Source organism: Pseudoalteromonas sp. S554, assembly GCF_005930865.1.
GTDB classification, from domain to species: Bacteria; Pseudomonadota; Gammaproteobacteria; order Enterobacterales; family Alteromonadaceae; genus Pseudoalteromonas; species Pseudoalteromonas marina.
In genome coordinates this window covers 29,630-52,874 of the sequence record NZ_PNDV01000049.1, presented here as the reverse complement: position 1 = coordinate 52,874, position 23,245 = coordinate 29,630, and the positions used below count along the sequence as shown (strand labels likewise).

Below are 23,245 nucleotides of genomic sequence, written 5' to 3'. Positions count from 1 at the left end.
ATCAAAAAAGCAATTAAACTAGATGCTGTTAATTGCTTTTTATATCACTTATATCAATCGTAAATTGTTGGTATTGGCTGGCGTTTATGTTGCGTGCGCAGATATATACCGATTAACTTTTGCTCCACCTCTTCAGAGACAGGTTTGCCCTCTAAAAAATCATCAATTTGATTGTAACTTAAACCGAGCGCTTCTTCGTCGGTGAGGCCCGGTCGGTCGCTTTCTAAATCGGCTGTAGGGGCTTTTTCAACAAGCACTGCTGGCGCACCTAGGGCAGTCGCTAGTGCGCGAACTTGGCGCTTAGATAAACCAAAAAGAGGCGCTAAATCACATGCACCATCGCCAAATTTAGTGTAAAAGCCTGTAATGTTTTCTGCGCTATGATCGGTACCTACAACCAAGCCTTGGCTAAAACCAGCAATTTCGTATTGAGAAACCATACGTTGGCGTGCTTTAACGTTACCTTTAATAAAATCTATTTGAGCTTGCTCTGGTAATGCGTCACCGCTGCTAGTTATTGCGATTAACACTTGCTCATGTAAAGCATCAGCAGCAGGCTGAATATTAACGGTCATACGCTTGCTTGGCTGAATAAAATCTACCGCCATTTGTGCTTCGTCTTCATCAGCTTGCACGCCGTAAGGTAGGCGCACAGCAATAAATTGATATTTGTTGGTGCTGTGTTCTTCATTTAATTCGTTAACAGCTAATTGGCATAAACGGCCGCAAGTTGAAGAATCAACCCCGCCACTAATACCAAGCACAAGCGAGCGTGAGTGGGCCGCAACTAAACGTGCTTTTATAAAGTTAACTCGACGAGAGATCTCAGCGTTTACATCAATGGTTGGCTGAACTTTCATTTCAGCCATTATTTCGGCGCGCATTGCCGGCTCCTTGTAAGATTTTAAATGTGATACGCAATAAACTTATTATGTGATTTAGTTTTACTTATTTAAAGCCCTAAATGTGCTTTTATCTGGTTAAGTTCTGCTTTTAACTCTTCTACTTCGCGTAATAAATCGTTTAGCTCTTTATCTTTAATGGCTTCGCTGGGTAAATTAATGGTATCGCTATCAGGCGTAATTGGTTGCTCACCAAATAAATGAATATATCGGCTTTCACGTTTACCTGCTTCGCGCGGTAACTTGGCAACTTGCTCATTTTCAATTAATTTATTTAGCGCATTTTCAACTTCATCTACATTATTAAAATCAGCGAGACGAGCGCTGCGTGTTCTTAATTCACCGGGTGTTTGGGCGCCGCGTAACAGCAATAGGCAAATAATGGCACGTTGTTGTGCTGAAAACTGTAAGCTACTAAATTCGGTATTACAAAAGCGGTGGTCGTATTTATTTACTCGCCCCGAAAGTGCTTCATCAACAGTAACTAGGCGCATGTCACTAAGTTCATCTAGCACAACTTGCACATCACTTTCGGTTAAATTAAGAACAGGATCGCGATTCGATTTTTGATTACATGCATTGGTTAACCCATTCAGTGACAAAGGATAATGCTCTGGTGTAGTGCTTTGTTTTTCTAGGAGACAACCAATAACACGTTGTTGGTGTGGTGATAACTGCATAAGTACCCTTAAAAATATTAATTGTTAATGCTAATTAGTGGTAAGCCTTATTTAGCTGCCAAGCCAGTGCTGCAACTTGGGTTTTAAGGCGGCCATATCAAGCGGCTTAGTTAAGTAATCGTCCATGCCCGCAGCAATACATTTTTCTCTATCGCCTTGCATGGCATTAGCCGTTAAAGCAATAATTGATACAGCATTATATTTTTCACCTGCTCCGCCTTGTCTGATTGCCTGCGTGGCTTGATAACCATCCATTATTGGCATTTGGCAATCCATTAAAATAAGTTTATACGGGTTATTTTGTTTGGCGTTTAGTTTGCTAATTGCTTGCTCACCATTTTCAGCAATATCAAAGATCACCCCGGCCTCTTTTAACAATGCAGAGGCCACAACTTGATTTATTTTATTGTCTTCTACTAACAATAAAACGGGCTCTGATGAATCTTTAATAGGTGCTTTTGTAAGTGTATTAGTGAGTTGCGCCTGATTTAATTGCTGCTCTAAAAACTTTTCATTAGTGAGTGAATCAAACAGATCTGATGGCGTAAGAGGTTTAAAAATCATGCAGTCGACATTCATTTTAAGCGTTGATTCTTTTTGTGAATAACTCATTGGCGCCATAATTACTGATTTACATTTAAACTTTTTAATAAAGTTTTGTAAGGCGGTTGTTTGCGTTTTTGCAGCAACAGAAAAAAAGTGATAATCAACTAAAATTGCATCGTATGAATGAGTCGTCTCTTCTAAATGTATCAGCACCTCATTATAGTCATTAATAAACTCCACATGGGCCCCCCAAATTGTCAGCTGTTTAGTGGCTATACTGGTATTTAAGTGGCACTCATCAATAAATAAAATACGTTTGTTGTTTATTAGATGGCTTGGTAAATCTTGTTCTTTACTTAATCTAGGCTGTATTTTTACACTAAATGAAAACGTACTGCCTTCGCCTTCAACACTGTTGACACTGACGCTTCCGCCCATTAATTCACATAGTTGTTTTACTATCGTTAGCCCAAGGCCTGTACCGCCAAATTGGCGCGTAGTTGAAGTGTCGGCCTGTGTAAATGAATTAAATAACGATGTTTGCTGGTTTTTATTAATACCAATACCAGTGTCAATTACTGAGCACTCTAAAAAGGAGCCATCGGTAGAGTCGTCCACTCTGGCTATAATAATAACGTCACCGTTTTTAGTAAATTTAACAGCATTGCCAATCAGGTTATTAAGAATTTGCCTAAGCCTATTCGGATCACTAATTATTTCACTTACTGTAATTTGGGTTGCGTCTAAAATTAGTTTTGTATTGTTTTGCTCTACTTTTAGTGCAAACGATTCAACCACTTCACCTAATAATTTGGGGAGATTAAACTGAATACTATCAATATTAAGTTTACCCGCTTCCATTTTAGAGAAGTCTAATATGTCATTAATAATATTAAGCAATGATTCGGCAGATGATTGCGCAAGCTCTATATGATGTGCTTGTTGTTGATCTAACTTTGTTTGCTTAATTATATTTAGCATGCCTAGCACCCCATTCATAGGAGTGCGAATTTCGTGGCTCATAGTTGCTAAAAATTCACTTTTTGCTGCCACCGCTTGTTCGGCTAATTCCTTAGCTTCTACTAATTCTTGTTCTGCTTCTATGCGTTGCTGGCTTGAATGTAAACTGCCTATAAGCGTAGCCACTGTGATTAAAAAACTTTCTTCGTTTTTTGTCCACAAGCGTGTGGTTTTGCATTGCTCAGCACATATTATTCCTAATACTCCGTTGCCGGCAGGGATTGTTACGCACAGCATCGATTTTATTCCCAGTGGCAATAAGTAATATGGCGACAAAGGAGATAGCGCTGAATTATGAATAACGTCGGGAATATTAAATACAGCTTGGTGATCAAGCATATTAAAAAAGTCAGGAAGGTGTTTTCTAAGCCAAGTAAGTTCAACGCTCTCGGCCTGTGTTAATTCGCTATGAAGTGCAAACGGTATTAACTGTGTTTGGTCTTCGTTATAAAAACGAATGCTGGCACGCTCAATTTTTAAAGCATGGCAAATAGCCTCAGTGAGTATGTCTTTTGATTGGCTAAGTTTACCGTTTAAAATGAGCTTATTAACCGTTAATGAGGCTAACGTTTCATTGTGTAGTGCTATAAAGCTGTTTTCTAATTCAATTTTTTTACGGGTATCAATATTTTGTAGCGAACCAAAAATACGCACACATCGACCATTTTTATGTTCAGCTTCTGCGTTAACCAGTACCCATACAGCTTTCCCTTCGCCGTTTATTACTTCTATTTCAACTTCGTAACTGTGGCCATATTTAATAGCACGTTCGAGTAGAGGTTTGATCGTTTCTCTGCTTTCGCCCTCTTTAAAATAGCTTAAATCTTCAGGCCATTGTGGCTGGGTATTGAGTGGGTATTTAAACAGTTTTTTAGTCATATCTGACCAATAAACTTGCTTGGTTTCTAAATTAAACGACCACGCACCTATTTGCGCCAAATCGCTCATGGTTTCTAGCATTCTTTCGTTTTTTTGCTGACGGTCAAGCATTTTTAAAAAGAACAAAAATGCCCATGTAAGTAACGCACAAATAATAATTATTGCTAAACGTAATGGCCAAACTGCTGAGTTGGGTGGGCTCCAGCCCTGCTTGGGTGCAACGTATAACTGCCAGCTTCCGCCTTGAAAGTTTAACGAAAATGCGAGGGGATCTTGATTTAATATTGCGGCGTCACCAAAAAAAAACTCGCCTTTATCGCCCAGCCCATTTCTGCCTTGGAGTGCAACGTTATATTTTTCTTTAAGATCTAAAATTCCGGCGTTTTTATAAATTTTATTAATATCTAGAACAACAGAAAGTAATCCCCAAAAATTTTTATCAGGCGGGGTATAGACTGGCACACGCGCTATGAGTGCCTCACCTCCTTGCACTAGCGTTAACGGGCCAGCCATTATAATTGTGTTGGTGTCTCGCGCTTTAATAGCGTCAGCGCGTTGATTTTTATTCGCAAGCAAGTTGAGGCCCAGAGCCGCTTCATTTCCTTCAAGCGGGTAAGTCATTTTAATAATCATATTGGGTGCACCGCCAATATTTCTAAGCTCTTTTGATGTATTAAAAAGGGGGGCTGCAATTTGTGCAAAGCGTTCTTGATTTAAGTTAGGCTCTGCAGAAACAGCCACGCCTAAGCCGCGTACTAACTGAATGTTAGAAATTAAAATGGCTTCTAGTTGTGCTCTATAGGTGCTTACATCGGAGAGGATTTGAAGGCGATACGCATCTTTTGCGCGATTATAGTTGATGCGGTCAAGTACAACACTCACCAAAAGTAGTAGTGTCATCGATAACCAAAAAGTTCGGTTATAGTTGTGCGCACTTGCTTTTTTATTGTTAATTGGTGGCATTAGCTACTATTGGCTTGAATTTAGGCAATTCCACTATAGCTATTTATTGTACAAATTAAAATGACGCTTATGCATAAGCGCCATTTTATTTTTATAATTAACGATCTAAATATTAAGAATCGCTTACTTCACGTGCCCAATGATTTTGCTTAGCTACATGTAACTTGCGGTAGCCATCAAGTAGCGCTGCATGCTTTTTAAAGCCTTCAAGCGATAAACCTGGGAAGGTTAAACCATTAAATAATGTACGGCCTTCAGCAATTTCAATTGCAAGCGCTACGTTGTCGCTACCAAACATTAAACCCAGTGCGTCTTGGTAGTCGGCGTATTCACGCTCGTCATCGTATTTAATTTCAAGAATGGCTTTTAAGCAGCGGAAATGGCGCATTGCCTCTTCGTTTACTTGGCCTGTATGCAGTATCCAATCAACCCAATCAATGGCTTCTTCGCTGCCTGCGGCTAAACATAGGTGCGCTTTAAGCTCACCAATACGTAGCGTATGCCAAGGTGTATCGGCATCGGTTGCAAGGCCAATAAACTCTGCTGCGCGAATAATATCGCTGTGGCCGGCTTCTTCTAAGCTGTCGTAAATGTCCATCCATTGCTCAGCATCGTACTGATCAAGCGATAGGAATGCTTCACGGAACTTAGCGCCTTCGTTGTTGTTACGCCAAATAAGCTCATCTACTGGGTAAATGTCTGACATGCCCGGTACTAAAATACGACATGCATACACGTTTAGGTGCGTGTAATCCATAATATAAATGTCGTGGTTCATGCTATGAATTAAATCTGTACAGAAGTTGTATTCTTGCTCTGTTGTACCGCTAAAGTCCCAATGTACAAAGTCAAAATCTGCTTTGGCACGGAAGAAATCATGCGAAATCAAACCGCTAGAATCAATAAAGTGCAGTTCAATGTTTTCAGGCGTTGCTACTTCGTCGTTATCAAATGTAGCCGGTTGGAACACATCAAGCTGATCAAGGCGGCGACCTTGTAAAAGTTCTGTAACGGTACGCTCAAGGGCTACTTCAAATGAAGGGTGAGCACCAAACGAGGCAAATACAGAGCCATCTGTTGGGTTAATCAGCGTTACGCTCATTACTGGGTATTTACCGCCTAGTGATGCATCGGCAATACGTAAATGAAAACCATGGCTACGCAGTTCTTCACATGCTTCGTGAATTTGTGGGTACTGCTTAACAACCTCTTCAGGCACGATTGGTAAACAAATGCCTTCAGCAATAATACGGTTTTTTATTGCGCGTTCAAATACTTCAGACAAGCCCTGAACTCGCGCTTCAAACTTGGTGTTACCTGCGCTCATACCGTTAGATACAAAAATATTACCAATCACGTTTACTGGAATGTACACGTCTTGGTTATCGCGTTGGCGCGTGTATGGCAATGTACAAATGCCGCGCTCGTTATTACCTGAGTTAAAATCAAAAAGGTGTGATGCGTTAAGTTCGCGCTCTGGATCAAAGTAATCCCACAGGCTTTCGTCCATTATGCCCTCAGGTACTTCTTCACCTTCAACTTTAAACCATTTTTCGTTTGGGTAATGAGTAAACTCGCCGTTGGCAAATTCTTCACCTAAGTAAAAGTCAGCAAAAAAGTAGTTACAGCTTAAACGCTCAAAATATTCACCAAGTGCAGAAGCAATAGATGCTTTATCAGTTGCACCTTTACCATTAGTAAACATAACACCGCAGTCGCTATCTTTTATATGAACCGAATAACAGTTAGCTACAGGGTTAAGCCAAAGCGCCTCTTCAACATTAATGTTTAGGGCTTTAAGCTTGTTTTGCATGGTAGAGATTGACGATTCTAAATCGCGGTCTTTACCTTTGATAAACGTTTTTTCAGTCATATTGATCTCAACTAGTTCTGCACGATGTGTGGAAGTGACATTATCGTGGATTTTGATGTTTATTTCATCCTTTGCGAGCAAGATCATGATTATTTAATAAATCTGTGGTTATTATATAAGCAACGCAAAGGGTGGAAGGGCAACTCAATGTATAAACTAATCAAACGCTTGTTGTTATTAATTGTAATTTTAGGGCTGAGTGGCACCGCTGTTGTGTATGGGGTACTTAGCTTAAGTTTACCTGCACTTGATGGCAACGGGCGCAGTATGGCAGTGAATGAACCCGTTAAAATTTCCCGTGATAGATTGGGCCAAGCTGTTATCAACGCTAAAAGCCGTAACGATGCCGCTTATGGCTTAGGGTATGCGCACGGACAGGACCGATTTTTTCAAATGGACCTACTTAGGCGTAATGCTGCAGGAGAGCTAAGTGAATTATTTGGTAAAGCCGCTGTTGAGCTTGATAAAAAAATGCGTTTTCATCAACTACGAAAACGTAGCCTCGCTATTTTAAATACCTTACCAGAGCGCGATAAACAGCTGTTAAAAAGTTATGCTCAAGGCGTAAACGAAGGTTTAGCCCAAGTAGGGTATGCAAGCTTTGAATATATAATTACCGGCGCAACTCAAAAACCGTGGCAAAGCGAAGACAGCTTATTAGTGATTTTTAGCATGTACTTAGATTTACAAAGCATGACATTTAATCGCGATCAAACTTTGATTCAATTAGAGCAAATATACAGTAAAAATATGGTTGATTTTTTAACGCAACCTAGCCAATACCAAGCTGCGCTTGATGGTAGTAAATTAGCCCCATTTGCAGGTGAATTACCCATTCTTGCATCGCAAACGACTCATGTTGCAAGCCACATTGAAGCCCCTCAAGAGCTTGGTAGTAATAATTGGGCCGTTACCGGAGAGCTTACAAAAACAGCTGCAGGTATGGTGTCTGACGATATGCACTTATCAATGGCGGTGCCGGTTATTTGGTACAGAGCGCAGCTTAATTACACACAAAATGGTAAACAATCTCAAATAACAGGCGTATCACTTCCTGGCACTCCTGCCATTGTAGTGGGAACCAATAATAAAATTGCATGGGGTTTCACTAACGGTTATTTAGATACTGCCGATTGGATTGCGCTAAATAGCGATAGCAAAACATGGCTTGTTGATGAGCCTATTTTATTACCTGAAGGAGGCGTTGAAACTTACTCGCTAATAATGAGCGAATACGGCCCAGTAAAATACATTAACGAAAAGCCTTATGCACTTAGTTGGGCAGCGCATCAACCTTATGCGGTTAACATGCAGCTATTAAAGCTTGAGCAAGCAGATACTGTGGACGATGCGCTCGCCCTTGCAAGTAATGTGGGTATACCTGTACAGAATTTAATGGTTGTTGATAGCCTAGGTAATGCGGCATGGAAAAATATAGGCGGTATTCCGGCGCGTACAAATGTCAGTGAGTTAAGTGTAAATGCACAGCACTACTCTGCACTTTTTGAGCAAAACGAAATTAATCGCCCATTTGTTAAAAACCCACCCAGCGGGCGATTATGGACAGGAAACTCTCGGGTTGTATCTGCCAGCGACAACGCACGTTTTGGTAATGGCGGCTACGCATTAGGTGCACGTTCAAGCCAAATTCGTGACCGTTTATTTGAAAAACAAACCTTTGCCGAGAGCGACTTTTACGCACTACAGCTTGATAACCAAGCCCGCTTTTTAATGCCATGGCATGAGTTGTTACTCAAGCAGTTAAAAACCAATGAGGTTAAAAATGCGAAGTACATCACAGAGCTTGAAAACTGGCAGCAATGCGCATGTGCTTCTTCGGTAGGCTATACCCTGGTTAAACGCTATAGAGACGAAGTTATTAACCTTGTGTTTAACCATATTGAAGTCACTCTTAATGAGCATGAGGGCACACTTAAGCCTATCAAGCGTGGGTTGGAGCCGGCGCTGTGGCAACTTATTAATAATAGACTTGCATCTTGGATTAACCCTCAATTTAATAGTTGGGACGAACAATTAGCGGGTGCTTTTGATCACACTGTAAATAAATTGAGTGAGCAATTTGGCACAAATATAAAACAGTGGCAGTGGGGTAAAGTAAATGAGCTGGTAATCGAGCATCCTTTTGCAAAACAAATCCCTTTATTGGCAAAGTTACTTAATATGCCAACCGCTGCAGGATTTGGTGACTCCTATATGCCTGCGGTGCAGGGGCAGAGTTTTGGTGCATCACAACGTTTTATTGCTCAACCAGGGCATTTAGAACAGGCTATTTTAAGCGTGCCAGGTGGCCAGTCGGGTCACCCGCTATCAGAGTTTTATAGAGCTGGTTTTAGCGACTATATTGAAGGGAAGCAAACTGCGCTATTACCACAAACGTTAATGCATCAAATCGTTATCTCACCAAAGTAGTGTGAGCCAAAATGTAAGTAATCACGTTCTATATAACTCTAACAATGGAGAACTAAAATGAAAAAATTACTACCCGCGTTAATAACAGGTTTACTACTGAGCGCATCGGCTCATGCAGACGATAACCCCGTTACCGCAGAAAAACTAAGTGAAAGTGTCTATGTACTATTTGGGCAAGGTGGCAACATTGCTGCAAGTGTGGGTGATGACGGTATTTATATTATTGACGATCAGTTTGCTAAGCTCTCAGACGATATTAAAAAAACCATCAGCGACTTAAAGCCTGGCAGCGCCGAATTTGTAATTAATACCCATCACCATGGCGACCATACCGGCGGCAATGAAAATTTTGCAAAAGCAGGTGCACATGTCATTGCGCACGACAATGTCCATAAGCGTTTGAAAGAAAAGCATGGTGAGGGTTCTAAATTTTTACCTCGTATTAGTTTTGGTCACGATTTAAAACTACATTTTAATAACGAACACGCACACGTTGTGCATTACAAACATGCCCATACCGATGGTGACTCAGTTATCTTTTTTAGTAACGACAACATAGTTCACATGGGTGATATTTATTTTAATTTTGGTAGCTTACCGTTTGTTGATGTAGATAGTGGCGGCAGTGTTGATGGAGTATTAGCGGCGGTTGACGATGTTATTAACCAAATTGACGATAATACACAAGTTATTCCGGGGCATGGTCCAGTAAGTGACCGTTCAGGGCTGATAACGTATCGTAAGCTGGTGCAAAAAGCCAAAGATGTTATGCTTAAGGCAATGCAAAACGATGCAAGTTTGCAGCAAGTACTTGACGCCGACCCATTATCAGAGCTGGGTCTTAAATATGCAAAATGGCTACCAAAAGAGCGAGTAACCACATTGTTTTATCGTAGCTTAAAGTAACTTGCAAAGTGAGTTAGCACGCATAATATAGTTTATTAAGCTGAGCATTTGTTCAGCTTTTTTGTTCCCATGCCCCAAGGAGTTGTGTATGTCGGCAGAAAAAACCCACCTAGAAATTTGTAACTTGACCAAAGAGCAGTACCCACAAATAAAAACGCTAATGGATCAAGCTTACCCAGACTTAGGTGGCGCATGGCCAAGCCATACCATTTTTAGATTAATCGATCAGTTTCCAGAAGGGCAAATAGGCATAGTAGATGACGGCGTGCTGGTGGGGTTAGCACTCAGTGTGCAAGTAGACTACGCCCGCTTTTCAAATCCGCACACCTACGAAGACATTGCCGACGGCCATGACCGTGTATTCAGCGATACCGATGGCGATGCGCTATACGGTTTGGATGTTGCTATTAGCGAAACTCACCGAGGTATGCGCTTAGGGCGTCGCCTTTATGATGCCCGTAAAGAATTGTGCCGCCAATATAACTTACGCGCTATTTTAGCGGGTGGCCGTATTCCGCGTTATTACAATCACAGCAGTGAAATGACGCCAATGGAATACATTGAAAAGGTTGACCAAAAAGAGCTTTATGACCCAATTTTAAGCTTTCAGCTTTCTAACGACTTTCAGGTAAAGCGATTACTAAAAAAGTACCTACCAGAGGATCAAGAGTCTGTAGGTTACGCCACCTTACTTGAGTGGAATAACATAATGTACGAGCCAACCGACACCGTACTCGAATCGACTAAATCGATAGTACGAGTAGGGGCAGTGCAGTGGCAAATGCGTTGTGTTGAATCGGTTGAAGAAATGCTTAAGCAGGTAGAGTACTTTGTAGATACGGTATCTGACTACAAAAGTGACTTTATTTTATTCCCTGAATTTTTTAACGCGCCGCTGATGGGGTTAACTGAGCAAAGCAATCAAACTGAAGCAATCCGCTATTTAGCCGAATACACCGAAACGTTTAAAAACGCCATGTCGCGTATGGCAATAGAATATAACGCCAACATTATTACTGGTTCTATGCCACTTGCCGAAGGCGACAAAATTTATAACGTAAGTTATTTATGCCACCGTAGCGGTAAAATAGACGAGCAGCGCAAAATACATATAACCCCACATGAGCAAAACGATTGGGTTATTCAAGGCGGCGACAAAATTGCCGTGTTTGATACCGATGCTGGGCGCGTAGGTATTCAAATTTGTTACGATGTAGAGTTCCCAGAGCTTTCACGCATATTAGCTAAGCAAGGGCTTGATATACTGTTTGTGCCGTTTTGGACCGACACTAAAAATAGTTATTTACGGGTTCGCCATTGTGCACAAGCGCGGGCAATCGAAAACGAATGTTATGTGGTTATTGCAGGTTCAGTGGGTAACTTACCACAAGTAGAAAGCCTAGACGTACAGTACTCGCAATCGGCAGTACTGACGCCATCTGACTTTTCGTTCCCGCACGATGCAACACTTAACGAAGCAACACCTAATACTGAAATGTTATTATTTAGCGACCTTGATATGGATAAGCTAAAAATTCTTCATAGCGAAGGGACAGTGCGTAATTTAAAAGATCGCCGCGAAGATTTATACGACGTAATTTTGAAAAAGAGAGATGTTTAATGGCTTGGGTTTATTTAGTCATTGCCGGCTTGCTTGAAATAGGCTGGCCAATTGGTTTAAAAATTTCACAAAATCCCGACACACGCTGGCAGGGAATAGCAATGGCCATTGCATTTTTAACAGCCAGTGGTTTTATGTTGTGGCTTGCACAAAAGCAAATATCAATGGGGACTTCCTATGCCGTATGGACAGGTATAGGTGCTGCGGGTACGTTTTTAGTGGGTATATTACTTTACGGTGATGCAGCCACGTTTGGGCGTATTGCTGGTGTGCTTATGATCATTTGCGGTGTGATAACGCTAAAAATCAGCTCTTAAAAAAAGCGCTTAACATTCGCTTTAAACGTTATATGCAGCCTATAGTAGCGCAGGTAAAAGCCTGCGCTTTTTTATGTTCTCAATTTGGTAACATCACTAAAATAGCGGCAATGGCTATAAGTATTAAGCCTGCTGAGTCTTGCTTTTTAAGCGGTTGTTTTAACCAAAGTACAGCAATTAGCATAGTAAAAAATACTTCAATCTGCCCAAGCGTTTTAACATACGCCACATGCTGTAAACTCATTGCGCTAAACCAGCCAATAGAGCCTACACAGCTAAAAATACTAATTGCGGCAGTAGTGCCTTTATATTGCCAAAGTTTGCCAACAGTGTGTGGCTCTTTTAGTAATAAATAGCCAAGTAATATAAGCGTTTGTAGGCTTATTACAAACAGTAAAACCCATGCAGCCGAGTGCGGAAATAATAACCCTGAGTTTAAGCTCGCTTCACGTACCCACAGCGATGTAAGGGCAAAGCTGGTACCACAGGCAAGGCCCAGTAACGCTGTTTTAGCATCAAAGTGTTTTACGCTGGTTATACCGCTAAGTAAAAGCACCGCAATAGCGCCTAAAAATACACCCAGCCAACCAAGTAGGCTAAGCGCAGAGCCAAAAAACAATACCCCTAAAATAGCCGCTACTAAGGCTTCACTCTTGGCAAGGCCTGCACCTATGGCGTAATTATTCATTTTAAACAGTTTTACCATTAAGCCGGTGGCGAGTATTTGCATAATACTTGCGCCAATAATAAATCCCCAAAAGGCATTATTAAAGGTAGGCATGGCGGTATCTTGATATTGATACAAGCCGTACAAATACACGGCAGCAATGGGGCCGGCTAAAATAAAGCGCGAAAGCGTTACGCCAGCCACACTTGCATGTGAGCTTAAATTACTTTGCAGGGCATTTCGCCATGCTTGCATAAAAGCGGCTAAAAAAGTGAAAAAGATCCAGGTCATGGTATTCGTCGATAAAAAATAAGGTCTTTACGTTAGCAATCTTTGATTATTAAAGCGACGCATTAAAGGTGATAGTGAATATTCATCACCTGCGACATTATGCCGCACTGCTTTATGAGTAAACTTAGCTATAGTAAGTGTGATGTTATTGTTTAGCCGCCAGCGTTTGTCATAAAACGTATTGGCGGCTTTTTTTGTGCGTGTATGGTATATGTATTGCTCAAATTATCAGATTTTATAATAAGAGAATAAACTATGACGACATTAGTAGTATGCGCATTATTGGCTGTATTAATGCCTTATTTTGCAAAAGTGCCGGTTGCGATGGCAATGGCAAAATTAGGTCGATACGATAATAAACATCCTAGGGCGCAACAAGCAAAACTAACTGGCTTTGGTGCTCGGACGCTCGCTGCTCATCAAAATTGTTTTGAATCACTCGCTGTTTTTGCTGTTGCTATTGCAGTGGTATTTGGTACTAACTCGGTAAACGCAATAACCGAAACCTTGGCGGTTACTCATATAGTCTCACGCATTTTGTATTGTATTTTTTATTGGTTGAACTTAGATATTATACGTTCGCTTGTATGGTTTATTGGCTTAGGTACTGCCATTGCCATGATTGTAGTGAGTATTTAATTTTATTGTTAAAACCACAAAGCAAGCGGCCTAAAAGGGCGCTTGCTTTGTGTTCTTGTATCACCCAACAGCACTAATGCGATACTTTAATTCGCTCTATTAAATCGGTATGTGCAACCTCGCTGTTTATGGCAAAATCGAGCTGTACAAGTACGTCATTAAAGCCTGCCCTAGAGGTTTTATACTCCCACTTTGCCAAGGCTTCCTTGGCTGCTTTATCAAAAACGTCTGACGGCTTAGATTGAATGACACTAATGTTTTTTGTTCTGCCATTAGCTGCAATATCGTATTTTAACACCACAGATCCGCTAATGCCTTGCTTAGCGGCTTGGGCTGGGTAGTGAGGCTCAATGCGAATTATTGGTGAAATATGCTCTTCTTTAGCGCCCTCTGTTTGTGGTTGCTTTGCAATAGCGAGCGTGCTTAAAATACTTGCTGCAACTAGCAGTAAGCCACCTTTGGCAAAGCGAGAGCTACTGCCACTGTGCTTTATATTGGTAAGTCGTTGTAACATGGTTTTTTTATCTCCGTAGTGTGAATAAGCCATTAGTCCTGCGGGCGTTGCTGCCGCGCAGTTCACTAAGGCTTTGCTGTATAAAATGTGTTGCTGTGTGTTTTTATTGGCAAGTACCCGTTCATCACAAGTCAGCTCTTGTAGGCGGCGCATGCTTGCGTAACAAAACCAAGCGAGTGGGTTAAACCAAAGTAAAATAGTGGGTAGCAGCATGAATGCGTTTGTTAGGTTGTCTTTGCGTTTAATGTGTACGTTTTCGTGCTCTAAAATAAGCGCCAATGTGGCTTTATCAAACTGGGTATTATAATCACTGGGCAGTACTAGCTTGCTTTGAAAAATACCCACCACCATTGGTGTGGCTACATGTTGGCTGATATAAGTTTTAGCACTTGTGGTAAGTGTATGGTTAAAGTGTGTTAGCTCAGTTAACTGCAGGCTTTTAACAAAACGAGTATGTGTAATAAAACTAGCTATTAATAACCCCGCAGTAATAAGTACATACATAAGTGCCCAGCTAATACCCATTTCATGTGTAAAAGGCTGATTAGGGGTAATTAAGTAATGGCTAATATTGCTATTTTGCAGTGGTTTAATCGCATTAGGTAAATTAGCGATAACTAATGCCGCAGGCATTAACCACGCTAACTTGTATACAAACCGCACGCCAAGGGTTTTTAAACCAAATCGCTCGAGTAAAATAAATCCACAAAACAAAATACTCAATAGTAGTTGTTGCTCTATTAGCCAATTAAAGCTTGTTTGAATAACCATGAGAATCCCTTACTTTTGGTTTTTTTCCCAGTCATCAATGACTTTTTTAAGCTCATTTATATCTTGCTGCGAAAGCTGCTCTGATTTAGCAAACCCGCTTACCAGCGGCGCTATACGGCCGCTAAAAAAGCGCTCAATAAAATTTTTGCTTTCTTTTAATGTGTAGTCGGCGCGCTCCATACAGGGAGTATAAATATATTGGCGGCCGTCTTTCTCAAAGGTCAGTGCGCCTTTTTTAACTAATCGACCCAGTAGGGTTTTAATGGTTTTTTCGTGCCATTGCTTATCATCGCTTAAGCGCTCAATAATTTGGCTCGCGGTGGCAGGGTAGTTAATCCAAAGCGCATCAAGCACGTCGAACTCTGCTTTTGATAACTCAATCATTTTATTGCCTACAAATGTAATCTTTAAGTTAAGACTACACCTGTAATCTATTTTTGCAAGGTTATTTTTTAACTTTTTGCGGTATAATTAAGCGATTTAGTATTAGATTTTCGAAATATCAGTTTTATTAATTTGTATGTAGTGGTTTTTAGGGAGGTTCAGTTTTGAGAGGGCGAGTTCGCTAAATTGCACTCTAAATAAATCAATTACTTTAAAGCCGCAGTAATGCGCCATTTTACGTATTTGCCTATTCAGTCCTTGTTTTAAAATAATACTAAATTGATTGTCAGCTATTTTAGTTACTTCACACGGTAAGGTTATTTGTTTATCAACGGGGATACCTGCAGCCATTTTTTCACAAAACGCGTTATTAATCGGTTTATTTACCGTGACTATATAACGTTTAGGCTGGTGGAAGTCAGGGTGAATAAGTTGATTACAAAAGTCACCGTCGTTGGTCAAAATAAGCAAGCCGCGAGAGTCTTTATCTAATCGGCCAATGGGGTAAACCCGGGTGAGGGTAGGTAAATGGTGAATAAGGCTGGCGGGGTCATTTTCATTTAATTTGCAGTCAATACCTACAGGCTTGTGGTACGCAAAATAAACTAAATCGGCTGCCCCTTTAACTACTTGGCCATTAACTATTATGTCGTCTTGCTCATCAACGTGATCAATATGATTGGCTGGGCGATTATTTACCGTTACTACCCCTTCATCTATTAAACGCGATGCCTGTTTACGCGAGCACACGCCTGCATGAGCAATGTATTTAGCAAGGCGGATTTTGGTGCTCATAAAGTGTTCTCTTTAGTTGGCAATAAAAAACTGATCGCGATTATAGCAAAGCTGCGTATCGATAGAGCGATATTTAATTAAGGTGAACAAAAATGGGTATGAAATTTTCTGAACTAAAAAATCATGAGCCGCTACAAAAAGTAGTTGTTCACTCACTTGAAATGGCGCTGTATCAGGTTTCTGTGATCATTAATAACGTTGAATATTATGTAACAGAGGAAGATGGCGAATTTGTAAGAGCTGTAAGCCCGCTGCATGTACAAAAGCGGTTTGAAAAAATAGCGTACGCACAAATGATGCTTCGCCACACAAGCGCTCACGACGAAATGTGCGGGCAGCCCGAAAAAACTTCTAGCAACTTACTTGAAGTGCCTTTTGGTAAAAATAATCTTTTTTAATTAAGTGTGTTTGCTAATATCGCTTTTTTAGGAGCGGTATATGTATCAATTAAAATCTGATAACAGTGATGCGTTAAACTCAACTTTACGTAATAAAATAGTTGATTTTAATGCCAAGCATTTTGATGCGCAAAGAGTGCCACTCGGCTATAAATTTGTTGATAATAATAACGAACTAATGGCTGGTATTAGTGGTTGCGTATTTGGCAATTGGCTAATTATAAATTGGCTTTGGTGCAGTGAAATCGCTCGTAATGAAGGCCTTGCCGGGCAGTTGCTCACAGAGTTAGAGCAAGCTGCGATATTGCTTGGCGCTAAAAAAGCCCAGCTAGACACTCTCGACTTTCAAGCAAAACCTTTTTATGAAAAACGCGGATACAGCGTAAAGTATCAGCTTGATAACTACCCACTTTGCGGCACCCGCTATTTTATGGAAAAACCACTTTAATCTATAACATAACTCAAGTTTTTTAATCGGAGCCCAGTTACTTAGCTGTTAAAGGCTCGCCCTCAAACGTAACGCCTAAAAATGGTGTCGTCTCTGGAGCTAACATAAACGTGCGAATGTTCATATGATCGTCGCCGTTAGGGTTTTTAAGCACCTCATCGCGGTAAAACTTACCAAAGCAATCAAGAGTGTTTTGCTTGCTAAGCCCATTGAGTTTTGCAAACGCAAAAATTTTACATGAACCGTTATTTTCACTCGCTGAGCTCAGCAACCCGTGGTTATTAAAGGCACAAGCAGTAAAATCGTAATTGGCTTCAATCACCGCCATTGTATCGGTAAATTGAATGTTTTTTGGGTTCTCAGCAAGTGATTTAAGGTATTCGTTTAAAGTCATAATTGTTCCCTAAATTTAATTTATAAGGCTAATTTACTCGTAGCAATTTATGAACGAATAAAATGCGTTAATGCGTGAATATTGGTGATTTCCACGTCGGCTAGGCCTTTGTAGTCATACTTAGCGTTTTGATCGTTTAACCACACTGATTGACAACCTGTGTTATTGGCGCCTTGTACGTCGGTATCTAGGCTATCACCAATATGGAGTATGTCGCTTTTGGTGACTTTTAGGTGCGCAGCTGCTTTGTCAAATAAGGTGCTATGAGGTTTAGCTTTACCGTGCATGCCCGCTTGTAGCACTAGCTCAAACTTATTGTGTAAATTAAAGCGTTCTATTTCAACATTGCCATTGGTTATGGCGATTAAGGTAAAATGTTGCGCTAAGTTATCAAGTAGCGCTAATACGTCGTCGCTGACTACAATGTTACTGCGTGCATCGGCAAATGCGTTATAGGCGTTACTAGCGTGCAGTGCTACTTCTTGTTCAGTAAATTCTAACTTTGATAGTGCTAAACGCAATGTGTGCTTGCGCCACTGCGTTACATTGTCTTTTAGCTCTGGCTGTTGCAGGGCGGCAAGTTGCCGGCATTGTTGCCAGTATTGAGGGCCTTGTTCTTGGTAGCGTGGTAATGCATTTAAGTAATTTTGTTGGGCGCTAACGGCTGCTTTTATAATTGGGTGGTTGTTGTATAGCGTGTCGTCTAAATCAAAGCTCATGACAGAAAAAGGACGTATTGCACGATTAAATCGGATCATTATAATTTCCTAATCAGTTTGTTTTTTAGCGCGCGGGTGGGTGTTGTCGTACACTTTTGCTAAATGCTGAAAATCTAAATGGGTATACACTTGTGTGGCCGACAAGCTACTGTGGCCAAGCAATTCTTGTACAGCACGTAAATCACCCGACGATTCTAAAATATGTGATGCAAATGAATGGCGTAATTTATGCGGATGCACCTGTGAGCTAATACCTTGCTTTATTCCCCACTCTTGCATGCGCAAACGCACTTGGCGAATTGAAATACGATTTTTTTGGCTACTTAAAAATACACCTGGCTCGTCTGGCTTTGCAAACTGAGGGCGCACGGTTAACCATTTTTTTAATGCTTCTAATGCCTTTGTTCCCACGGGAATAAGGCGTTCTTTGTTACCTTTACCGCGAACTAATATTTCGCCACTTTTGGCATTAATATCTTGCATGTTAGCGCCAACTAACTCGCTAATACGTAAACCTGATGAGTACATAAGTTCCATCATAGCTTTGTCTCTTATTGCCAAAGGGTCGTCGTCAGGAATTTCGAGCAAGCGAGCCATTTGATCAACGTCGAGGTTTTTAGGTAAAGGCTTGGCAAATTTGGGGCCTTTAATGCCGGTAGCAGGATTGTGATAATGCGATTGCTGTGCAATATTTTTAGCTTTTAAAAACTTATATAAACTTCTGATACAGCTCAATTTTAAGCTAATGGTTCGGCCACTTAATTGTTTGGCGCGTAAAGCCATACTGTAACGGCGAATATGCTCTGCCTGTACGCCAAACCAGTCATCGCATAATTTATTAAAATAAAGGGCTGCAAAACCAAGTTGGCTAACATACTGATTTACAGTGTGCGCTGAATATTGTTTTTCAAATTTTAGGTAGTCGCTAAATAGCGTAATGGGTGTTCGCCAGTTGTCACTTAATTCGCTTATATTAGGCGCATCATCACTCATGCGAGTTTTTGTAACCTTAACTGCAGGGCACTAATAAAATCCAGAACGAACAGGTTGTCTTGTGCGGGTTCAAAATGGTTCACGTTGTTGCTGCCAAACGCGAGTATGGCAATAGGTTGCTTTTCATCACCAATTAAATAAATAGCCGCAGATTGCGTGTCATCACTAAATAATAGAGCCCGTTCTTGCGCTGTAATGCGGCCTAAGTAATGCCCAGAGTTTGTGAGGCGGTGTTCAATAAGCTCGTCGTAGTCAGGGCTGTATTTTATTAATTTAAAGTCACTTATGTCGTTATTTGAACACACAATGGCGTGTAAATTTTTAGCGATGGTATCAAAGTCGTCATGGCTCCAAAGCTGGCGATGGCATTGGCTGAGGAGACGGTATACGAGCTCATTTTGAACTGCGTGCTGACTCATTGTATCGATTTGATTTTTTAAACGCGTATTGTGTTCACGCAATTGGCGCTGTTGAATATGTACTAATGACGTTGCCCCTTGCGCTTGCTGCTGAAGGTCTAGCTGAGCAAGCACGTTTGGGTGTTTAACTAAAAAATCAGGATTTGCGAGTAAGTAGCTAGTAATTTGCTCTTCATTTAGCTCGCTCATAACGCTACTTGTCCATCGAATACGTGTTCAGCAGGGCCTGTCATTCGTACTGGATGACCTTCTCCACTCCAACGTATTTGAAGTGTTCCACCAGGTAGGTCGACTTGTACCGCGCTTGAAAGCTTGCTTTGCATATGGCCAATGACCATCGCTGCACACGCGCCAGTGCCGCATGCGAGCGTTTCGTTTACGCCGCGCTCCCATACTCTTAGCTTTATATGCTCTTGCGATATAACTTGCATAAACCCAATGTTAGCGCGCTGTGGAAAACGTTCGTGGTTTTCAAGCAGTGGACCCAATACATCGACCTGCGCTGTCGTAATATCGTCAACTTCAAGCACGCAGTGTGGATTCCCCATAGATACTGCGCCACTAAATACGGTGTGTTCTTCAGCCCTTATAATGTAGGTGAGTTCACGTTTGCTGGCTTTAAGCGGTATTTTGCTTGGCTCAAAATTAGGGTGCCCCATGTTAACCGTAACTTGGCCGTCTTTTTCTATATAGAGCGTTAAGTTACCTGATTTGGTTGATACACTAATTTTATGTTTGTTAGTCAGGCCTTTCATACGCACAAAACGTGCAAAGCAACGTGCACCATTACCGCACTGTTCTACTTCGGTACCATCGGCATTAAAAATACGATAATGAAAATCAAGATCGGGAGAGTATGGTGCTTCAACCATGAGTAATTGGTCAAAGCCAATGCCAAAGTGGCGATCAGCCAGTTTTTTTATTTGATCTCGTGATAAAAATACATTTTGTGTAATGTTATCAATAACAACAAAGTCGTTGCCTAAGCCGTGCATTTTGGAAAAATTAACTAACATAGCGCTCTAATTCGTGTTTGCTCTGTGGTAATCATGCCACAGAGCAGCTAGTTGGCAAAAACGTTTATGGTAAAATTTTCTCACCTTGATAAAGACTCTCAATGGTTTCACGTTCGCGAATAAGATGGTGCTGTTCACCGTCTACCATTATTTCAGCTACGCGTGGGCGAGAGTTATAGTTTGAACTCATAGTAAAGCCATATGCCCCAGCACTTCGCTGCGCGAGTAAATCGCCTTGTTTCAGCGCCAGTTCTCGGTCTTTTCCTAAAAAGTCACCGGTTTCGCACACGGGGCCAACAATATCAAAGTTGTAAGTTGGCGTATCGTCATCACGAACCGACACAGGTATAATTTTTTGCCACGCTTGATAAAGAGAAGGGCGAAGCATATCGTTCATACCGGCATCAACAATGGCAAAAAATTTACTTTGGTTTTGTTTAATAAATTCAACTTGCGTAATTAATACCCCTGCGTTTGCAGCAATGGCACGACCTGGTTCAAAAATAAGTTCTAAATGGCGGTAGTTTTCTAGGCGAGCTGTTACTTGCTCTGCGTATTCACTAGGATGAGGTGGTTGTTCGCCGTCGTAAGGAACACCTAACCCACCACCTATGTCTAAATGGCTTAATTCTATCCCAACATTTTTTAGCTCATCTATTAGCGCAAGGAGTTTGTCGAGCGCTTCTAAAAACGGCTTTACTTCGGTTAACTGCGAACCAATATGGCAATCTACGCCTATTATGTTTAAGCCAGGTAAAGCAGCGGCTTGTTGATAAACACTTACAGCGGTTTGAATATCAATGCCAAATTTGTTTTCTTTAAGGCCAGTAGAAATATAAGGGTGCGTTTTTGCATCTATATCGGGGTTAACGCGAATAGAAATTGGTGCTACTAAGTTAAGCTCACACGCAACCTCTGAAATACGCTCTAATTCAGAGGCCGACTCAACGTTAAAACATTTAATCCCTAATTTTAATGCATACGCTATTTCGTCAGCGGTTTTAGCAACGCCTGAAAATACTACTTTACCGGCGTCTCCTCCTGCTTTAATTACACGCGCCAGCTCACCTTTAGATACAATGTCAAAACCCGAACCAAGGCGGGCTAGAATATTTAATACAGCAATATTAGAGTTTGCTTTTACGGCATAACATACCAAGCTTTTATGGTTTTTAGTCGCATTGGCAAACGCAAGATAGTGGCGCTCAAACGTTGCACGAGAATACACATAGCAAGGCGTGCCATATTGCTGAGCAATAGCGGCAATACCCACATCTTCAGCAAACAATTGATTGTTTTTATAGTTAAAAAAATCCATTTATTGCTCCTGTTTGACTGGTGTTGTAGGTTGCTTGGCCTCTGCGGCAGGCACCATAGTGTTTTCTGGTTGGTTTTGCTCGGCCTGTTGTTCAGGCAAATATAATGGGCCGCTTTGTCCGCAGCCAGCTAATGCGCCAAATAGGGCCGTGCAAATTAATAGTTTTTTTAATTGTAAGGTATGTGTCGCTTTCATTAGATTAATATTGTTGCTGGCTTTATAATCGCAGAGTAACAGAATATCTAAAAAATGCAGCTATTCGCGGATGATTTTATTCCTGTTACACTAGCTGCATATTTTTAACGCAATTACGTACCCAATATTAGGCGGCCCGCCTGCAAAGGAATCAACAATGACTGAACACGAATATCACCAATTAGCCGAAGCTCTTATGTTCACAATTGAAGAGCAAATTGATGATTGTGAAGCCGATTTAGATTACGAATCAGCGCAAGGTATTTTAGAAATTATTTTTCCTGATAAGAGTAAAATTGTCATCAATAAGCAAGCGCCTCTTCATCAAGTGTGGGTAGCAACTAAATTCAATGGTCACCATTTTGAAATGCGTGACGGTCAATGGATTGATAACCGCTCTGGTGCAGAGTTTTGGGAATTCATTAACGAAGCGTCAACTCGCCAAGCTGGCCAAGAAATTAAGTGGCAATCATCATTATGAGTTTAGAGTTTGTTCAATACCCCGCACAGAGCGCGCATAAAGCAACAGTTATTTGGTTACATGGCTTAGGTGATTCGGGTGATGGGTTTGCCCCTGTAGCGCCGCAATTAAATTTACCAGCCGAGCTGGGCGTGCGTTTTGTTTTCCCACATGCGCCTGTGCAACCGGTCACCATAAATGGTGGTATGGAAATGCGTTCTTGGTACGACATTAAGTCAATAGAGCTTGATAAACGTGCCGATGAAGAAGGGGTGAGGGAGTCTGCCGAGAAAGTAGAGGCGTTAATAAATACAGAAATAGCCAACGGAATACCTGCTAACAAAATTATTTTGGCTGGTTTTTCACAAGGTGGTGTTGTGTCGCTTCACTTAGCTCCGCGCTTTGAACAAAAGTTGGCGGGTGTTATGGCACTGTCTACGTATATGTGCGCGCCGCATAAATTTACAGATGAAGCAAAGCATACCGATTTAAATGTATTTATGGCACATGGTAGTCACGATAATGTGGTACCAATGAGTGCAGGTAAAAGTGCATTTGATGTATTAACAGCACATAACATGGATGTAAGCTGGCAAGAATACCCAATGGCACACCAAGTGTGTGCAGAAGAGTTACACGCTATTCGCCAATGGTTAATTGCCCGTTTAAGCTAATTTTGGAGCCGCT

At 41.2% G+C, this 23,245-nt stretch carries 24 protein-coding genes; 9 read left to right on the top strand and 15 right to left on the bottom strand.

The features are described from left to right. Nucleotides 1-53: 53 nt before the first annotated feature. The 4 genes from nadE to ycaO form a co-directional block, all read right to left on the bottom strand. Nucleotides 54-884, bottom strand: a complete 831-nt coding sequence (gene nadE, locus CWB65_RS11975) for an NAD(+) synthase (protein WP_138740660.1) — start codon at nt 882-884, stop codon at nt 54-56. 68 nt (nt 885-952) lie between these two features. Further along, the gene (locus CWB65_RS11970; RefSeq protein WP_138740659.1) at nt 953-1,582 is read right to left on the bottom strand and encodes a YceH family protein; all 630 of its coding nucleotides are present in this window, start codon (nt 1,580-1,582) and stop codon (nt 953-955) included. Nucleotides 1,583-1,633: 51 nt separating this feature from the next. Then, nucleotides 1,634-4,990: an ATP-binding protein gene (locus tag CWB65_RS11965; RefSeq protein WP_138740658.1), complete on the bottom strand. Its 3,357-nt coding sequence runs from the start codon at nt 4,988-4,990 to the stop codon at nt 1,634-1,636. A 112-nt stretch (nt 4,991-5,102) separates the two neighbouring features. Next, nucleotides 5,103-6,863: a 30S ribosomal protein S12 methylthiotransferase accessory factor YcaO gene (ycaO, locus tag CWB65_RS11960; RefSeq protein ID WP_138740664.1), complete on the bottom strand. Its 1,761-nt coding sequence runs from the start codon at nt 6,861-6,863 to the stop codon at nt 5,103-5,105. A 147-nt stretch (nt 6,864-7,010) separates the two neighbouring features. On the opposite strand from ycaO, the gene CWB65_RS11955 reads away from it, so the two are divergent. The 4 genes from CWB65_RS11955 to CWB65_RS11940 all read left to right on the top strand — a co-directional run bounded on the left by CWB65_RS11955 (nt 7,011) and on the right by CWB65_RS11940 (nt 12,137). Beyond that, nucleotides 7,011-9,293: a penicillin acylase family protein gene (locus tag CWB65_RS11955; protein ID WP_138740657.1), complete on the top strand. Its 2,283-nt coding sequence runs from the start codon at nt 7,011-7,013 to the stop codon at nt 9,291-9,293. A gap of 57 nt (nt 9,294-9,350) precedes the next feature. Further along, nucleotides 9,351-10,199 (top strand): MBL fold metallo-hydrolase, encoded by an 849-nt coding sequence (locus tag CWB65_RS11950; RefSeq protein WP_006792482.1) that lies wholly within the window; start codon nt 9,351-9,353, stop codon nt 10,197-10,199. A gap of 88 nt (nt 10,200-10,287) precedes the next feature. Next, entirely contained in the window at nt 10,288-11,820 is a 1,533-nt protein-coding gene (locus tag CWB65_RS11945) for a bifunctional GNAT family N-acetyltransferase/carbon-nitrogen hydrolase family protein (RefSeq protein WP_138740656.1), read from the top strand. Then, the gene (locus tag CWB65_RS11940; RefSeq protein ID WP_006792480.1) at nt 11,820-12,137 is read left to right on the top strand and encodes a DMT family transporter; all 318 of its coding nucleotides are present in this window, start codon (nt 11,820-11,822) and stop codon (nt 12,135-12,137) included. The genes CWB65_RS11945 and CWB65_RS11940 overlap by 1 nt, the downstream gene beginning before the upstream one ends. 79 nt (nt 12,138-12,216) lie before the next feature. Here CWB65_RS11940 and CWB65_RS11935 read toward each other — a convergent pair whose 3' ends face one another. Continuing rightward, nucleotides 12,217-13,095: an EamA family transporter gene (locus CWB65_RS11935; protein ID WP_171047586.1), complete on the bottom strand. Its 879-nt coding sequence runs from the start codon at nt 13,093-13,095 to the stop codon at nt 12,217-12,219. A 255-nt stretch (nt 13,096-13,350) separates the two neighbouring features. On the opposite strand from CWB65_RS11935, the gene CWB65_RS11930 reads away from it, so the two are divergent. After that, entirely contained in the window at nt 13,351-13,734 is a 384-nt protein-coding gene (locus CWB65_RS11930) for an MAPEG family protein (RefSeq protein ID WP_008129441.1), read from the top strand. 73 nt (nt 13,735-13,807) lie between these two features. Here CWB65_RS11930 and CWB65_RS11925 read toward each other — a convergent pair whose 3' ends face one another. From CWB65_RS11925 to CWB65_RS11915, 3 genes are all read right to left on the bottom strand, one after another. Next, a complete protein-coding gene (locus CWB65_RS11925) occupies nt 13,808-15,019 on the bottom strand; it encodes a M56 family metallopeptidase (protein WP_138740655.1) in 1,212 nt (403 codons plus the stop codon). Between the two features lie 9 nt (nt 15,020-15,028). Next, nucleotides 15,029-15,403 carry a BlaI/MecI/CopY family transcriptional regulator gene (locus CWB65_RS11920; RefSeq protein ID WP_004588989.1) on the bottom strand — a complete coding sequence of 125 codons (375 nt, stop codon included), beginning with the start codon at nt 15,401-15,403 and terminating at the stop codon, nt 15,029-15,031. 102 nt (nt 15,404-15,505) lie between these two features. Then, nucleotides 15,506-16,198 carry a pseudouridine synthase gene (locus CWB65_RS11915; RefSeq protein ID WP_138740654.1) on the bottom strand — a complete coding sequence of 231 codons (693 nt, stop codon included), beginning with the start codon at nt 16,196-16,198 and terminating at the stop codon, nt 15,506-15,508. Between the two features lie 92 nt (nt 16,199-16,290). Between CWB65_RS11915 and CWB65_RS11910 the strand changes: the two genes are divergently transcribed. Further along, complete coding sequence (locus CWB65_RS11910) at nt 16,291-16,596, top strand: DUF6482 family protein (RefSeq protein ID WP_138740653.1); 306 nt, start codon at nt 16,291-16,293, stop codon at nt 16,594-16,596. 40 nt (nt 16,597-16,636) lie between these two features. Then, nucleotides 16,637-17,044 carry a GNAT family N-acetyltransferase gene (locus CWB65_RS11905; RefSeq protein ID WP_008129452.1) on the top strand — a complete coding sequence of 136 codons (408 nt, stop codon included), beginning with the start codon at nt 16,637-16,639 and terminating at the stop codon, nt 17,042-17,044. 37 nt (nt 17,045-17,081) lie between these two features. On the opposite strand, the gene CWB65_RS11900 is transcribed toward CWB65_RS11905, so the two are convergent. The 7 genes from CWB65_RS11900 to lptM all read right to left on the bottom strand — a co-directional run bounded on the left by CWB65_RS11900 (nt 17,082) and on the right by lptM (nt 22,098). Continuing rightward, the gene (locus tag CWB65_RS11900) at nt 17,082-17,438 is read right to left on the bottom strand and encodes a HopJ type III effector protein (protein ID WP_138740652.1); all 357 of its coding nucleotides are present in this window, start codon (nt 17,436-17,438) and stop codon (nt 17,082-17,084) included. A 47-nt stretch (nt 17,439-17,485) separates the two neighbouring features. Beyond that, the gene (locus CWB65_RS11895) at nt 17,486-18,196 is read right to left on the bottom strand and encodes an HAD-IA family hydrolase (protein ID WP_138740651.1); all 711 of its coding nucleotides are present in this window, start codon (nt 18,194-18,196) and stop codon (nt 17,486-17,488) included. Between the two features lie 9 nt (nt 18,197-18,205). Further along, a complete protein-coding gene (locus CWB65_RS11890) occupies nt 18,206-19,150 on the bottom strand; it encodes a tyrosine recombinase XerC (RefSeq protein WP_006792469.1) in 945 nt (314 codons plus the stop codon). Further along, complete coding sequence (locus tag CWB65_RS11885; protein ID WP_138740650.1) at nt 19,147-19,758, bottom strand: DUF484 family protein; 612 nt, start codon at nt 19,756-19,758, stop codon at nt 19,147-19,149. The genes CWB65_RS11890 and CWB65_RS11885 overlap by 4 nt, the downstream gene beginning before the upstream one ends. Next, entirely contained in the window at nt 19,755-20,585 is an 831-nt protein-coding gene (dapF, locus tag CWB65_RS11880) for a diaminopimelate epimerase (RefSeq protein WP_010557932.1), read from the bottom strand. The genes CWB65_RS11885 and dapF overlap by 4 nt, the downstream gene beginning before the upstream one ends. A gap of 64 nt (nt 20,586-20,649) precedes the next feature. After that, nucleotides 20,650-21,903 (bottom strand): diaminopimelate decarboxylase, encoded by a 1,254-nt coding sequence (gene lysA / locus CWB65_RS11875; RefSeq protein ID WP_138740649.1) that lies wholly within the window; start codon nt 21,901-21,903, stop codon nt 20,650-20,652. Then, nucleotides 21,904-22,098, bottom strand: coding sequence for an LPS translocon maturation chaperone LptM (gene lptM / locus CWB65_RS11870; RefSeq protein ID WP_006792465.1), 195 nt, complete (start codon nt 22,096-22,098; stop codon nt 21,904-21,906). 157 nt (nt 22,099-22,255) lie between these two features. Between lptM and cyaY the strand changes: the two genes are divergently transcribed. Both cyaY and CWB65_RS11860 read left to right on the top strand, forming a co-directional pair. Next, nucleotides 22,256-22,579: an iron donor protein CyaY gene (gene cyaY / locus CWB65_RS11865; RefSeq protein WP_006792464.1), complete on the top strand. Its 324-nt coding sequence runs from the start codon at nt 22,256-22,258 to the stop codon at nt 22,577-22,579. Continuing rightward, nucleotides 22,576-23,232, top strand: coding sequence for an alpha/beta hydrolase (locus tag CWB65_RS11860; protein ID WP_006792463.1), 657 nt, complete (start codon nt 22,576-22,578; stop codon nt 23,230-23,232). The genes cyaY and CWB65_RS11860 overlap by 4 nt, the downstream gene beginning before the upstream one ends. The last annotated feature ends 13 nt before the right edge of the window (nt 23,233-23,245 follow it).